We start from the raw sequence: 15,494 nt of genomic DNA on the forward strand, positions 1-15,494 counted from the left end.
AATAGTTTTCAGAAAGGATACCATGAAATGCCCCTAGTTCATACGACTTTGATAGGTTTATTACTGTATCACCAATTCGGCTTACTCCGAATTTACTGTTGTTAATATTTGCTATTCCGAAAGGGATATTTTGTATTGGGAAGTCACTACTTTGTATTACCTCTAACCAAGTTTTTAAATTTGGATTATTAGCTTCAATCATTGCTTATTTTTTTTACTTAAGCAAAGATATATAAACAATTCAAATCAAATAGTAAGATTTCAAAAAGGTACTAACTATATTTGCACAATGAGGAGCTTGATAGTTTGTATATGTTTATTGAGTCAAATCAGTTTTGCTCAAAAGGCTGATAGTACTAGAGCATTCCACATTGCCCTTGGTACTGAAATAGTGCTGTATTCTACTACAATGTATGCTCTTAACGATTTGTGGTATAAGGACTATCCTAAGAGTAGTTTTCATTGGATTAATGATAATTCCAATTGGTTGCAAATGGATAAAGTAGGACATGCTACAACTGCTTATCAAGTAGGTATGTTAGGTAAAGACCTAATGGAATGGGGTGGTGTAAGTGAAAAAAAAGCATTGTGGTATGGTGGTTTGTATGGTGCATTTTTTCTAACCACCATTGAAACTTTAGATGGTTTTTCGGAAGAATGGGGAGCTTCTTGGGGAGATTTAATAGCAAATACAAGTGGAACTTTTGTATTTATTGGTCAAGAACTTCTGTGGAATGAACAAAGAATACAAATGAAGTATTCTTTTAAACCCAGTGAATACGCCAAATACAGACCGGATTTATTAGGTTCAAATTTACTTCAACAGTCAATAAAAGATTATAACGGTCAAGTCTATTGGTTGTCGTTCAATATAAATGCTTTTAAAAACACATCATTGCCAGATTGGTTGAATGTGGCTATTGGATATGGTGCCGATGGTATGTATAATGGCAACCCCCATGAAGAAGGAACGTACAGAGAATTTTATGCTAGTTTAGATGTCAATTTGAGAAAGATAAAAACTGATAAAAAGTTTTTAGACAAAGCACTAAAAATATTGAGCTTTATTAAGGTACCTATGCCAGCATTTAAGTTATCACAAAACAAACTGACTTTTTACCCCTTACATTATGGACAATAAAATAAGAATAGGGGATAAAATAAAGTTTTTAGACTCTGAAGGAGGTGGCGAAGTCATTTCAATATTAGGTGATTTATACATAATATTAACTAATGAAGGTTTTGAAGAAAAACATTCATTAAATTCTATTATTAAAGTTAATGAAGACCTAGAGAAAAGTTTAAAAACAACCTATGTTCCTGATGGATTTAAAAAGTTAACTAAAAAAGTGCAAAAAGATTCCATTTTCAAATCTAAAACACCATTGGTTTGGGAAATTGATATTCATATTGAAAATTTAGTTGACAATTTTTATCACATGAGTAATTATGAAATAGTTAACTATCAATTGGATAAGTGTGAAAATATCATTCATAAAGCATTAAAAGCTAAAGTTCATAAATTAGTAATCATTCACGGAAAAGGCCAAGGTGTATTAAGAAAAGAAGTACATAATTTATTGTACTCATTTAGACTTGATTTTAAAGACTCAGATTACATGAGGTATTCTGGTGGTGCTACTGATGTTTTCTTTAGATAAAAAAAAGGCAAACATTTTTTGTTTGCCTTTTTTTTTACTTCCAGTTAATTTTTAGTTATTAATCAATCTAAACTCTGTTCTTCTATTTACAGCATGTTCTCTTTCTGTACAAGATACTCCATCAGAACATCTATTTTTAAGTCTTTTCTCTCCGTAACCATTAGCAACTAATAAGCTTGAGTTTATACCTCTTTCTTGGAGATAGTTTACAACAGCTTGTGCTCTTCTTTCAGAAAGTAATTGATTAGACTCATCAGTTCCTCTCGAGTCAGTATGAGAAGCAATTTCAAGTTTAGCAGTAGGGTTATTAGCTAAAATAGGGAGTAACTTGTTATCAATTATGCTTTTAGCTTGATTGGTTAGTACATAACTATTTAAATCCCAATTGATTGGTAGTACTTGGTATTCAACCAAACTACAGTCAACCTCTTTCCATTGTGTTAAACCACCTTTTTCTTTTAAAACTTCTCTAGTAATAGTAACGTATTCTGCTGGTACTATTTCTTCAATAGTTTTAGCATCTTCAACTCTCACATTCTTAGTGATTGTTGCATATTCAGCCGGAATTATTTCTTCTACAACTCTTGCTGGTTCTGTTATTATCTTTCTAGTATATGTAGCTTTTTCAGATTCGATAGGGTTTCTATTTACATTTGCGTTTTGGTCTAGTTTTTTAATGTTAATGGTTTTAAATTCAGCAGGATATCCTTTGTAGCACCATATTTTACAATCATCTGGGTTGTTAGATTCACAATCAGGGTTTGAATCACCCATTTCCCATTGAGCGTATTTTGGCTTAATCTCAATAGTTTCAACGTCATTATTGAATTTTGCAGCTGTTGGAGTAAGTATAGATGAACCGTCTTTTTTTACATACTCTATCACTTCTTTACCCCATTTTGCAGGAATAACTTTTAATTTTTTCTCCTCTGCCTTTACTAGAACTTTTTCTGTTCTTTTTTCAAATTTAGCGGGAATGGTTTTGATTATTTTGTAAGAGGGTTTGATTTGTACCTTTACTTCTTCATTGACGTATATGTCGGGAGTGGTACACCTAACATAACATTTACCAGGTTCTGGATTTTGAGGCAAGTCTTGTGCTAATAAACCAAGAGTGCCGAATGCCAATAGGCATAAGAGTAGTCGTTTTTTCATGATTTAAAAATTAATTAATTAAGATTGTAAAGATATAACAACTTAATTATTAACATAACAAATCTGTTATTTTTTTGCCTCTTTAAGAACTACTTCAGACAATTGTTCTACTCCAATATTTCCTTTTATAGCATTAACCAAAATATTTTTATCCTTATCTAATAGATATACTTTTGGTGTTCCGTTTATATCGTACAACTGTTTAATATAAGGAAAGGGTGTAACATAAGGGTCGTTTTGTCTATTGAACTCACCATCAACAAAGGTTTTAAATTCGGCAACATTTGTCCAATCGCCAATGTCGTATGTATTAATAAAATCAACCCATTTTTCTCGGTCTAACTCTACACTTACTGCTATGACTTCAATACTAATTCCATCATTTAACCATTCGTCATAATTTTGCTTTATTACAGGTATCTCTTTTTTACAATGTCCACAATCAGGGTCGTAGAAAATAACCATAGTTAAATCTTTGTTGACTTGATACATATTATGAATAATATCTGAGGAGTCTCTAAGCACTAAATTTGGAGCTTTAGAGCCAATCATCAGAGGTTCTATAGTTTCAGCTCTATCAATAATTTTAAACATTTGAGCTTCATCAACCCAAGTTACCTCATTGGTTTTGTAATACTTATTTACTAGATGCACGAATACTTTCTCTAAACCCATTATTTTAGAACGTTCATATGTGGAAGTCAGATACGAGACAACATATCTAAATACGTCTGGATTTGCTCGTGATTTTTCAATAAGGTAGTCACAAGAAACTATGAGAGAATCTGGTGTTTTAGCTGTTAAGTTTTCTAAATAGGTATTTATTTTACTATGAAATACAGGGGTTCTTAGTAATCTATCATCAGAAAAATCAAAGGTGTCGAAAAAGTGAGATTTATAATATTTAAATTGTAAATCTTTATCGTCAGTACCATCAGCTAATAATGGGAGTTTCGGCATTTCAACATCTTTACTTGCATTTAATATTTTGCTGAATAAGATATCAGGGTTATTAGATGTGAAATTAGTTTGAAAATCCATTACTACTTTGCCCATTTCTTCAATTTGTATATCAATACTTTTAGCTTCTTTTTCGCTAACATTTTCTTTTTTGGATTGTAGCTCTTTTAGGGCTTTTTGCTTTTCGGAGATAAACTGCATATATCCGTAAAACTTTTCATTTTCGTAAGAATTAGTAAATTTCATATCTCCAATCAAATTGTCTAGAGATGTGGTGAACGAAAAGCGATCTTCAGTCACTACCATTTCAAAATAATTTCCATCTGGTAATACTACCATATACATGCCGTGGTCTAAGGTTTCATCACCACTAAATACAAAGCGGCCTTCTTTATCTATTTCAGCAGTATCTTTTGCAAATTGCTTATCCCCATAATAATAAGCCAGCATACAAGTTGAATCTTGTAATCCTCTAACTTGACCTTCAAACCTGTAGGCATCTTGTGAAAAAGAATTATTACTAATTACAACTAAAAACAATAGCGTATAAAACAAGTATTTTCTCATAGTATTATAAAATTGAGGTTCAAAAATATAGAGTTATAACGAATATTACTAATTTCTATTTTATAGATTTTTTATCTTCTTTTTTCTTTAAATAACCATCTAAACTGACTGCACCAATAATCAATACTGCTCCTAGATAAAAAGAAAAATTCATGCTCTCGGATTCTCCAAACAGCACCAATGCTAGTATTATACTATATATAGGTTCGAGGTTTACCGCCATTATTACATTATACGGAGATAAGAATTTCATAACTTCTATACTAACTACAAAGGCAAAGCTAGTACATAGCCCCCCTAGTATAATTAGGTAAAATATATCATTCCAACTAATAACTAAGTCGGCTAAAGAAAATGAATTAGAAAACAACATATATATACAGACAAAAAGAAAGCCGCCTAGCATTTCAATAGAAGTTATTTTTTCTGATTCTACTTTATCTACGTACAGAGCATTTAAAATTGTAAATAAAGTTGCTAAGAATGCTGCAGCAATACCATATACATATCCTTTAACATAAGAAAAGTCAGCATTCATAGCAATTCCGATTGCTATAAGTACTAAAACAGCTAATATAATCTCCCTAAGAAATATTTTTCTTTTGATAATTAGTGGCTCTAGAATAGAAGAAAATAGGGAAGAGGTACCCATACAAACCACAGCTACAGAAACATTGGACACTTTTATGCTTTCAAAAAAGAATAACCAGTGCGCTGCAACAATACAACCAATACTAATGATTTGAATGAAATGTTTTCTTGAAACTCTTATTGAGTTTGTTTTAAAATATATGTAAATACTCAAAAATAAAAAGGCAATAAGCATACGATACCATACCAATACAGTAGAACCAGTATCTATAAGCTTACCGAGAACACCAGTCAAGCCTAAAAGAACTACTATTAGGTGCATTGTCAACAAGCTATACTTTTGTGTAAAGTTTCTCAAAATTGTCTAATTTTAGCCTGCAAATGAAATCGTTTGTATTTTAAAAAACAAGTATAAATATATGATTAGTATTGTTTCTCCTGCAAAATCACTCGATTTTGACAATAAAGCCCCTATTTCTGATTACAGTTTGCCTTTATTTCTTGAAAAAAGTCAAAAGATAGTTAATGTATTGAAAAATTATTCGCCTGAAGATTTATCCAAATTGATGAATATCAGTAAAGATTTAGGGCTTTTGAATGCCAATCGATACCAAGATTATAAAACTCCTTTTAATCTTGAAAATGCAAAGCAAGCTATTTTTGCTTTTACTGGAGATGTATATAAAGGCTTAGATGCTACATCATTATCATCAAATGCTATTGGTCATGCCCAAACTCATTTTAAAATACTATCAGGTTTATACGGCATACTCAAGCCATTAGATTTGATTCAAGCTTATAGACTTGAAATGGGCACAAAGATTAGTATAAACAATTCAATTTCACTTTATGATTTTTGGTCTAATCATATTACTTCTGAACTAAATGCTAATTTAGAAAGCACTAACTCTCAATTTTTACTAAATCTAGCATCCAATGAGTATTCTAAATCTATAGATATGAAATCACTAAATGCAGAAGTTATAACACCTGTATTTAAAGATTGGAAAAGTGGTCAGTATAAGATTATAAGTTTTTTTGCTAAAAAGGCTAGAGGTTTGATGAGCCGCTACGTTTTAGAGAATAAAATCAAAAACCCAAATGATTTAAAAGCATTTGATAGTGAGGGTTATGTTTTTAATGAGGATTTTTCGACTGAAAAATCATTGGTTTTCACAAGGAAGTCATAATTATATTAGCTTTCAATACTTCTTTTGAGTTATTTTTAGTGTAAAAAAATTGGATTAAATCGCTTTTTCTCTGTTGATAACTTTTTTATTTGAGTAAGTTCTTTGTCCTTATCTAGTGCAATAACTTGAAATTTAATTAAGAGTTATTAGTATGGTTTTTTATATTTCATTTCAATTTCAAAGATAAAATTCGGTCTAATTGTATAAATCACACTTATATATCTTAAAATATTGGTAATCAACAACTTATAAATTATAATTAGTATTTTCATCTGAAATAATTATTTAAAATTCATTTTCATATCTAGTAAATCAAGAAAGTCGAAATATTGATTTATAAATTTTAAAATGAAGATTCTTAAAATAGTCGATGAATTAAATTTTATATTGTCAATAATTATTTTCTTAAAAAAGATATAAAAACATCTAGTAGAATCAATTTTTTTATAAATTGACCTCTGAATAAAAAACAAATATTTAATTTAAAAACTTTAATTATGGCATTTTCGCATACTAATAGTAAAGGAACAACTTATTACCTTAACTCAAAAGACGTAACTTTAAAATCAACAGGAAGAGTTCAAACTATTTATTATTTCTCAAAAGACGAGCGTAGTACTGGTTTAGATGCAGTTCCTGCTGGTAAAAAAGTAGTTGAAAACCCAAAAACTGGTCTTCCTTTCTTAAAGAAAGCTTAGTTTTTTAGATTATTCTATCTAGAAAGCCTCTTTATTCGAAGAGGCTTTTTTTGTTTTATACTTTTATAGTTCTTTAGAGATAAAAAAGGGTACTTTTGCAAAATATTTAATCAAGCTATTATAATTTGAAAAGTTTCTCAGAATTAGGACTTTCAAAACCACTTTTACAAGTTCTTCCTGAACTCGGTTTCGAAAAGCCATCTCCCATACAAGAACAATCCATTCCTCTTTTAAGTGAAAAGCCACAGGATTTTATCGGTTTAGCACAAACTGGTACAGGTAAAACCGCTGCATTTGGTTTACCGTTACTCGATTGGATTAATACTGATGAAAGAACAACCCAAGCCTTAATTCTTGCGCCTACTAGAGAACTAGGCCAACAAATTGCTGGTCAACTAGAAATTTTTGCTAAGTATTTACCAAAAATTCAAATACAATCAGTTTATGGAGGTGCTTCTATTGTTGTTCAAATGAAGGACATTAAAAAGAGAACTCCTCAAATTGTTATTGCTACTCCAGGTCGTTTGCTAGATTTAATAAGAAGAAATGTTTTGGATTTATCTTCAATAAGGTTTGTTGTTCTAGATGAAGCAGATGAAATGTTAAACATGGGCTTCAAAGAAGATTTAGACGACATTCTTTCATATACCGGTGATGCTAAAAACACGTGGTTGTTTTCAGCTACTATGCCAAAAGAAATAAGAAATATCGTTAAAAGCTATATGTCTAATCCAGTAGAAGTTAAAGTTTCTACAGGAAATCAACTGAACGAAAATATAGAGCACCAATATGCTGTTGTTAAATCATCAGATAAATTTGAAGGACTTAAAAGAGTTCTTGATGTAGAAGAAGAATTTAGAGGGGTTATATTTTGTCGTACTAGAATAAAAACCCAACAACTTGCAGATGACTTAAATAAGAGTGGCTATCAATCTGAAGCACTTCATGGTGATTTATCCCAAGCCCAAAGAGATAGAGTTATGAAGCGATTTAAAAACCATACTTTACAAGTTTTGGTTGCAACTGATGTCGCTGCAAGGGGAATAGATGTCAATGATTTGACACACGTTATACATTATGCTCTTCCAGACGACCCGTCTTATTATACTCACAGAAGTGGTCGTACAGCTAGAGCTGGTAAGAAAGGTATTTCATTATCTTTACTTACTAATAGGGATATGAGAAAATTAGATGGACTGGAAAAAGCTCTAAAAATAACAATTGATAAAATAAGTATCCCAAGTGTTGAGGATATACTTAACATACGCCTTAGTAAATGGGCTACCAATCTTTTAAATTCGCCTATTAGAAAAGATTTAAACGGTAAATTATTAACTGATATTCAAATGCTTTTAGGTTCTTTAAGTTATGAAGAACTCGTAGAAAAATTGGTTTCTAAGGAAATAGATGCCTTGAATTACAATAAAAAAAGTAAAGACTTAAATGAAAGTGAAAGAGCTTCAAAGCGTTCATCTAGTGTAGATTCTGATAAAAGAAGTAAAGGGCGCGAAAGAAAATCAGATAAAAGAGACCGCTCTAAGTCAGAGTTCAAAAGAAATGATAAAGCCGATAAAAAGAGTAAAAAATCCAATAAGAAAGGTGCCAGATTTTTTATTAATGTAGGTAAACTAGATGGTGTTAGTACATCTGATTTAGTAGATTTTATTTCGGAAACAGCAAAAATTCGCAAATCAGATGTGGGCGATGTTGATTTGCAAAAAAAATGTAGCTTTTTTGAGGTAGATGATCGCCATTCTAAAAATTTAGCCAACAGCTTTAAAGGAATATACATAGACGGTAGAGAACTTAGAGTTAATAGAGATTCAAGATAAATGAAACAATCCATTCGCAACATTGCTATCATAGCACACGTTGATCACGGTAAAACCACTTTAGTAGATAAAATAATCCAAGAGTGTGAAACTTTAGACAGTAGAAAAGATACTGGTGAACTTATACTTGACAATAACGATTTAGAGAGAGAAAGAGGAATTACTATACTTTCTAAAAATGTATCCGTTATGTATAATGATGTAAAAATTAACATCATTGATACACCAGGTCACGCCGACTTCGGAGGAGAGGTTGAACGTGTTTTAAAGATGGCCGATGGTGTTCTTTTACTAGTTGATGCCTTTGAAGGTCCAATGCCACAAACACGTTTTGTTTTGGGAAAAGCCATTGAGCTTGGACTAAAACCTATCGTTGTAGTTAATAAGGTAGATAAAGAAAACTGTACTCCAGACATTGTTCACGAAGCAGTTTTTGATTTAATGTTCAATTTAGATGCTAGTGAAGAGCAACTAGATTTTGCTACTATTTACGGCTCTTCCAAAATGGGTTGGATGAATACGGATTGGAAAGTTAAAAATGATAACATCATACCTCTAATGGATGCTATTCTAGAAAACATTCCAGAAGCACCCTATAATGAAGGAAGTGCTCAAATGCAAATTACATCTCTAGACTATTCGTCATTTAAGGGAAGAATAGCTATTGGTAGAGTCTTTAGAGGAGATTTGATGACTGGCAAAGACTATATGCTTTTAAAAGATGGCGTACAAAAGAAAGTCCGTATTAAAGAGTTATTTATTTTTAAGGGTCTTGGCAGAGAACAAGTGGATAAAGTGCGTAGCGGAGACTTATGTGCCATTATTGGTCTTGACGATTTTGAAATAGGTGACACGCTTTCAGATTTAGAAAATCCTGAAGCATTAAAACGAATTGAAGTTGATGAGCCAACAATGAGTATGTTATTTACTATCAACAACTCACCTTTTTTCGGAAAAGAAGGCAAGTTTGTTACCTCAAGGCATCTAAGAGATAGATTATATAAAGAGACAGAGAAAAACTTAGCATTAAGAGTTGAACCAACAGATACTGAAGATAAATTCAATGTATTTGGTAGAGGAATTCTTCATTTATCTGTACTTATAGAAACAATGCGTCGTGAAGGTTATGAATTACAAGTGGGCAAACCTCAAGTTATAGTTAAAGAAATTGATGGTATTCAATGTGAGCCATACGAAACTTTAGTCATTGACGTTCCTGAAGAATTTTCAGGCAAGGCTATAGAATTAGTTACAATGAGAAAAGGTGATTTACTAGTAATGGAGCCAAAAGGTGATTTACAACATTTAGAATTTGATATTCCCTCACGTGGACTTATCGGATTGAGAAATAATATGTTGACTTCGACTTCTGGACAAGCAGTTATGACACATCGATTTAGAGAATTTAAAGCTCTCAAAGGAAATATTCCCTCTAGATTAAAAGGCTCTCTTATTTCATCTGAACAAGGACCAGCAACCCCTTTTGCTTTAAATAGGCTTCAAGATAGAGGACGCTTTTTTGTTGGACCAGCCGATGTTATTTATAAAGGTCAAGTAATTGGAGAACATTCTAGAGATAACGATTTAGAAGTCAATCTAGTAAAAGGAAAACAATTAACTAACATGAGAAAATCTGGCACTGATGAGGCGATGAAGATAGCACCTAAGACACAATTTTCTTTAGAAGAAGCTATGGAATACATTGCTGAAGATGAGTATTTGGAAGTAACTCCTCTGAGTCTAAGAATGAGAAAAATTTAATTCTTACTAGATATTCGGTTTAAAAAATGACGAGTCTTGCTCGTCATTTTCTTTTTATATTTGAACTGATATGAGAATAGCAGTAATAGGAGGAGGGGCAGCAGGTTTTATGGCAGCCATAACAGCACAATCGTCTGATTCCAATTCAGAGGTTATTCTCTTTGAGAAATCCAACAAAGTTTTGAGCAAAGTAAAGATTTCTGGAGGGGGCAGGTGCAATGTTACAAATGCTTGTTTTAGCATTTCAGAACTAGCCAAAAACTATCCTAGAGGTGGCGGATTTTTAAAAAAAGCATTCAATCACTTTAATACAAAAGATACTGTTGAATGGTTTGAACAAAGGGGAGTAGAATTAAAAACAGAAGAGGATAACAGAATGTTTCCCCTCTCTAACAACTCACAAACTATTATCGACTGTCTAAAAAATGAATGTGATAAACACAAGATCTCAATTAAGTATCAAAACCCTGTTAAAAATATTAAGCCACTAGAAAGAGGTTATATGATTAATAATGATGTTATTGTAGATAAATTAATTATTGCATCAGGAGGAAGTCCGAAAATTGAAGGCTTAAAATGGCTTTTAGATATTGGTCTTGAAATTGAAAAACCTGTGCCTTCATTATTTACTTTCAATATGCCTAATGAAGATATTAAAGATTTAATGGGTGTTGTGGCACCAAATGTAAGTGTACACATACAAGGTGATAAACTAAAACATTCTGGTCCTTTACTCATAACACATTGGGGTATGAGTGGCCCTGCAATTCTAAAGTGTTCTGCTTGGGGAGCAAGAATATTAGCAGACAAGAACTATAAATTTAACGTTCAAGTTAATTGGTCTAATTTGAATGAATTAGATTACTTAGAAAGTATAAAAGAAATAAAAAAAAGTCAGCGAATTATAGCCAACAAAAACCCTTTTAACTTACCTAATCGATTATGGTTGTATCTTCTCAAAAAAATAGATATTGACAGTAATATTTCTTGGAATAAACTAGATAAAAAAAGTAGTAATAAGTTATTAAATGTACTTTTTAATGATAGTTATCAGGTGAATGGTAAGACAACATTCAAAGAAGAATTTGTGACATGTGGAGGAATTTCATTACATCAGATTAACCCCATTACTATGGAAAGTAAAATTCATAAAGGCCTATATTTTTGTGGAGAAATATTAGATATAGATGGTGTTACTGGCGGGTTTAATTTTCAATCAGCTTGGACTACTGGATATCTTGCTGGAAAAAACAGTGTAATATGAATTATTTATCGGTTGAAAATTTAGGTAAAAACTACGGAGAACGCATCTTATTTGAAGGGTTGACATTTGGACTAAGCCAAGGAGATAAAATGGCTTTAATAGCCAATAATGGTACTGGAAAATCGAGTATGCTTAAGATTATAGCTGGTCAAGATATTACTGATGAAGGTACCGTAACACTCAGAAAAGGAATAAAAGTTGCATACCTAGCTCAAGAACCTAATTTTGATGCTAATCATTCTATTGAGGAGTTAATTAACGAAAACCAAACTGAAATTAGCTTGTTAATAACGCAATACCAAAACACCTTAAAACAAATTGAAGTTAATGATAACCCTCTGAATAATAAAGCTTTAGAAGATTTAACTAATAAAATGGATAAGGCAAATGCTTGGGATTATGAGCGTCGTATTAAACAAATATTATTTAGATTTAATATTAGTGATTTAACACAAAAAGTTGGTGATTTATCAGGAGGGCAAAAGAAACGTTTATCGTTAGCCTTGCTACTACTCAACGAACCTGATTTACTTTTACTTGATGAGCCTACAAACCATTTAGATGTAGAAATGATTGAATGGTTAGAGAAGTATTTACAACAGCAAAAAATTACATTACTTATGGTAACTCATGATAGGTACTTCCTAGATAGAGTTTGTAATCATATTTTAGAATTAGAAGATGGTAAGTTGTACCATCACACAGGTAATTACGCCTACTTTCTTGAAAAAAGAGCCGAAAGAGAAGCTATATACGACACTAATTTGTCAAAGACTGGTAAGTTGTTGAAAAAAGAATTGGAGTGGATGAGACACTCTCCAAAAGCACGTACTACCAAATCCAAGGCAAGAATAGCCAACTTCGATAAGATAAAAGAAAAAGCCTCCAGAAATAAAGTTAAGCATGAGCTTAATTTAGAAATCAAAATGAGTAGGATAGGGGGTAAAATACTTGAACTAAAGAAAGTCTACAAAAGCTATGGTGACTTAAAAATACTTAATGGCTTTGACTATACTTTCAAAAAAGGAGAACGTATAGGTATAGTTGGTAAAAATGGTGTGGGGAAATCCACTTTTTTAGATATACTTACTCAAAATGAAACTGCTGATAGTGGTAAAGTAAATGTTGGAGAAACCATTGTTTATGGTTATTTCTCTCAAAAGGGTATACAATTAAAAGAAGATAAAAGAGTTGTTGATTCCTTAAAAGACATTGCAGAAGTAATTGTAATGGCTAATGGCACAAAAGTAACAGCATCACAAATGCTAACGCATTTTATGTTTCCACCTAAAACACAACATACTTTTGTGTCAAAACTAAGTGGAGGAGAAAAAAGAAGACTATATCTATTGATGGTACTGATGAAGAACCCTAACTTTTTAATTCTCGATGAGCCTACCAACGATTTAGATTTGTTAACCCTTAATAAATTAGAGGAGTTTTTACTACAGTTTTCTGGTTGCTTGATAATAGTGTCACATGATAGGTATTTTATGGATAAACTCACCGAACATCTTTTTGTTTTTGAAGGTGAAGGCATTATAAAAGACGAGTACTGCAGTTATTCTGAGTACAGAGAAAAACAACTAGAACAAGAAAAAAAGATTAAAACAAATTCTAGTTTAGAAGATAAACAACAAACAAAATCTAAAGGTTCTAATAAAGTTAGTTTTAAAGATAAATACGAATACGAACAATTAGAAAAAGAAATCGAGAAGTTAGAAACGACTAAAAAAGAACTGGAAGAAGATTTACTTCAAGAAGGTTTGTCCTTTCAAGAAATCAATCAAAAAAGTGAAAAATTAGGAGAAATAATCCAAGAATTAGATGATAAGACAATGCGTTGGTTAGAACTCGACGAATTGATGTAAATGATTATCTTTGCAGTATCTTAAAGCATGGGTGATTTATCACCTTAAATACATCTTAAAAACCATGGAAAATCATTTCTCTAAATTTCGTGATAATATCGTTGGTATTAATCACACTCTACAAACTCCTTATCATAAATCAATTCCTATTTTATATGCAGATTGGACAGCTAGTGGTAGATTATACAACACCATAGAAGAAAAATTAAATAACAACATTTATCCCTATGTAGCTAACACCCATACTGATACGAACGACACAGCTAAAATTACAACTCAAGCCTATCACAAGGCCAAAGAAATTATTAAACAGCATGTTGGAGCATCATATAAAGATATTTTAATATCATCTGGTTCAGGAATGACTGATGTCATTAATAAGTTTCAACGAATTTTAGGGTTAAAAATTCATGAATCTCACCAGCAATTCATAAACATAAAAGAAAATGACAAACCCGTTGTATTTATTTCTCATATGGAACACCATTCTAATCATACAACATGGCTAGAAACATTAGTGGATTTAGTGATAATTGAACCTAATGAAGAAGGTTTAGTTTGTGTCGATAATTTTAAAAAAATATTAACAAAATATTCTCATAAAAAAACTAAAATATTATCCATAACAGCCTGTTCTAATGTTACAGGAATTAAAACACCTTATATGGATATGGCGGAAATAATACACCAGCATGGTGGAGTATGTTTTGTTGATTTTGCTTGTTCTGCACCCTATGTAGAAATTAATATGCATGAAGACGATAAAAAAGGTCGATATCTTGATGCTATATTTTTTTCTCCCCATAAATTTTTAGGCGGACCTGGATCAAGTGGTATTTTAATTTTTAACGAAAATTTATACACTAATCTTGTTCCTGATCATTCTGGAGGAGGAACAGTTGATTGGACAAACCCATGGGGAGGCAAAAAATATGTTGACAATATAGAAGAACGAGAAGATGGAGGAACACCTCCATTCCTCCAAACGATTCGAACTGCAATGTGTTTTCAGTTAAAAAGAGAAATGGGAGTAGAGCAAATTTCCTTGAGAGAAAAAGAGATAGTAGATTTAGTTTGGAGTGAATTAGAATCAATTAAAACGCTTCATATTTTAGCTAATAATACAAAAGAAAGGTTAGCTATATTTTCATTTTATATTGATGACTTACACTATAACTTAGGAGTAAAAATGCTTAATGATAAATTCGGCATACAAACTCGAGGAGGCTGTTCGTGTGCTGGAACTTATGGTCATTATTTATTGAATGTAAATCAAGAACAATCAAAAGAAATAACATGTTCTATTGATAAAGGCGATGTTTCTCAAAAACCAGGTTGGATTAGAATGTCATTTCATCCTACTACTACTAATCAAGAACTTGAATACGCCATAAATGCAATAAAAGAACTAGTCATAAATCATAAGGAATGGAGTAAGGATTATGACATTAATCAATTAAAAGGTAAAATAATGCCTAGACAAAACGATAATACCTTTGAGATTGAAAAATATATTGATTCATGTTTTGATTTTTCGACTAATTCAGAGAAAAAATATTTAAAAATTAGTCAATAATCTTTAATGTTTTTTGAATTCCATTAGCCATATTAACTGCTCTTTGCTTAGCTAAGTCTGCTTTAATACCAACAAATTGCTCGTCAATGGTTTCTTCCCAAAGACTAAGCCATTGTTTAAAATGAACAGGAGAAAGAGGCTCATTTTTATTTACATAAAAATGCTTTAACATAGGATTGCCTTTATAAGACATTACACCAAATAAAACGGTATGCCAAAATGAATACATTTGAGATAAATGAAAATTCCAATTTACCTTTTGAACATCTTGAAATATATAACCTATTGTTTCGTCTTTAACAACTTTACTGTAAAATGAATCAACTAATGATTTAATTTCATCAATTCCCTCTATATCTTTCATTAAT

At 31.4% G+C, this 15,494-nt stretch carries 14 protein-coding genes; 9 read left to right on the top strand and 5 right to left on the bottom strand.

Features of this window, described 5'->3' with window-relative positions; translation table 11 throughout:
• The coding region (locus ISP71_00005; protein MBL6662460.1) for a fumarylacetoacetase at nt 1–202 on the bottom strand (202 nt) is incomplete at its 3' end.
• Between the two features lie 87 nt (nt 203–289).
• Between ISP71_00005 and ISP71_00010 the strand changes: the two genes are divergently transcribed.
• Both ISP71_00010 and ISP71_00015 read left to right on the top strand, forming a co-directional pair.
• On the top strand, nt 290–1,141 hold the full coding sequence (locus ISP71_00010) for a DUF2279 domain-containing protein (protein ID MBL6662461.1): 852 nt from the start codon (nt 290–292) through the stop codon (nt 1,139–1,141).
• Entirely contained in the window at nt 1,131–1,661 is a 531-nt protein-coding gene (locus ISP71_00015; GenBank protein MBL6662462.1) for a Smr/MutS family protein, read from the top strand. The genes ISP71_00010 and ISP71_00015 overlap by 11 nt, the downstream gene beginning before the upstream one ends.
• 51 nt (nt 1,662–1,712) lie before the next feature.
• On the opposite strand, the gene ISP71_00020 is transcribed toward ISP71_00015, so the two are convergent.
• The 3 genes from ISP71_00020 to ISP71_00030 form a co-directional block, all read right to left on the bottom strand.
• Nucleotides 1,713–2,816 carry an OmpA family protein gene (locus ISP71_00020; protein MBL6662463.1) on the bottom strand — a complete coding sequence of 368 codons (1,104 nt, stop codon included), beginning with the start codon at nt 2,814–2,816 and terminating at the stop codon, nt 1,713–1,715.
• 66 nt (nt 2,817–2,882) lie between these two features.
• Nucleotides 2,883–4,343 (bottom strand): DUF5106 domain-containing protein, encoded by a 1,461-nt coding sequence (locus ISP71_00025; protein ID MBL6662464.1) that lies wholly within the window; start codon nt 4,341–4,343, stop codon nt 2,883–2,885.
• Between the two features lie 55 nt (nt 4,344–4,398).
• A complete protein-coding gene (locus ISP71_00030; GenBank protein ID MBL6662465.1) occupies nt 4,399–5,256 on the bottom strand; it encodes a DMT family transporter in 858 nt (285 codons plus the stop codon).
• A gap of 97 nt (nt 5,257–5,353) precedes the next feature.
• Here ISP71_00030 and yaaA point away from each other — a divergent pair, with 97 nt between their 5' ends.
• The 7 genes from yaaA (at nt 5,354) to ISP71_00065 (ending at nt 15,126) form a co-directional block, all read left to right on the top strand.
• Complete coding sequence (yaaA, locus tag ISP71_00035) at nt 5,354–6,124, top strand: peroxide stress protein YaaA (protein ID MBL6662466.1); 771 nt, start codon at nt 5,354–5,356, stop codon at nt 6,122–6,124.
• Between the two features lie 497 nt (nt 6,125–6,621).
• Entirely contained in the window at nt 6,622–6,822 is a 201-nt protein-coding gene (locus ISP71_00040; GenBank protein MBL6662467.1) for a hypothetical protein, read from the top strand.
• Nucleotides 6,823–6,947: 125 nt separating this feature from the next.
• The gene (locus ISP71_00045; protein ID MBL6662468.1) at nt 6,948–8,654 is read left to right on the top strand and encodes a DEAD/DEAH box helicase; all 1,707 of its coding nucleotides are present in this window, start codon (nt 6,948–6,950) and stop codon (nt 8,652–8,654) included.
• Nucleotides 8,655–10,415, top strand: a complete 1,761-nt coding sequence (gene typA / locus ISP71_00050) for a translational GTPase TypA (GenBank protein MBL6662469.1) — start codon at nt 8,655–8,657, stop codon at nt 10,413–10,415. It abuts the gene before it with no gap.
• A gap of 70 nt (nt 10,416–10,485) precedes the next feature.
• The gene (locus tag ISP71_00055) at nt 10,486–11,679 is read left to right on the top strand and encodes an NAD(P)/FAD-dependent oxidoreductase (protein MBL6662470.1); all 1,194 of its coding nucleotides are present in this window, start codon (nt 10,486–10,488) and stop codon (nt 11,677–11,679) included.
• The gene (locus ISP71_00060) at nt 11,676–13,550 is read left to right on the top strand and encodes an ABC-F family ATP-binding cassette domain-containing protein (GenBank protein MBL6662471.1); all 1,875 of its coding nucleotides are present in this window, start codon (nt 11,676–11,678) and stop codon (nt 13,548–13,550) included. Before ISP71_00055 ends, ISP71_00060 begins: the two co-directional genes overlap by 4 nt.
• Before the next feature lie 64 nt (nt 13,551–13,614).
• Nucleotides 13,615–15,126 carry an aminotransferase class V-fold PLP-dependent enzyme gene (locus tag ISP71_00065; GenBank protein MBL6662472.1) on the top strand — a complete coding sequence of 504 codons (1,512 nt, stop codon included), beginning with the start codon at nt 13,615–13,617 and terminating at the stop codon, nt 15,124–15,126.
• On the opposite strand, the gene ISP71_00070 is transcribed toward ISP71_00065, so the two are convergent.
• A complete protein-coding gene (locus ISP71_00070) occupies nt 15,116–15,490 on the bottom strand; it encodes a group III truncated hemoglobin (GenBank protein MBL6662473.1) in 375 nt (124 codons plus the stop codon). The genes ISP71_00065 and ISP71_00070 overlap by 11 nt on opposite strands.
• Nucleotides 15,491–15,494: the final 4 nt, after the last annotated feature.

Source organism: Flavobacteriales bacterium, from assembly GCA_016779995.1.
GTDB lineage: Bacteria > Bacteroidota > Bacteroidia > Flavobacteriales > UBA7312 > UBA8444.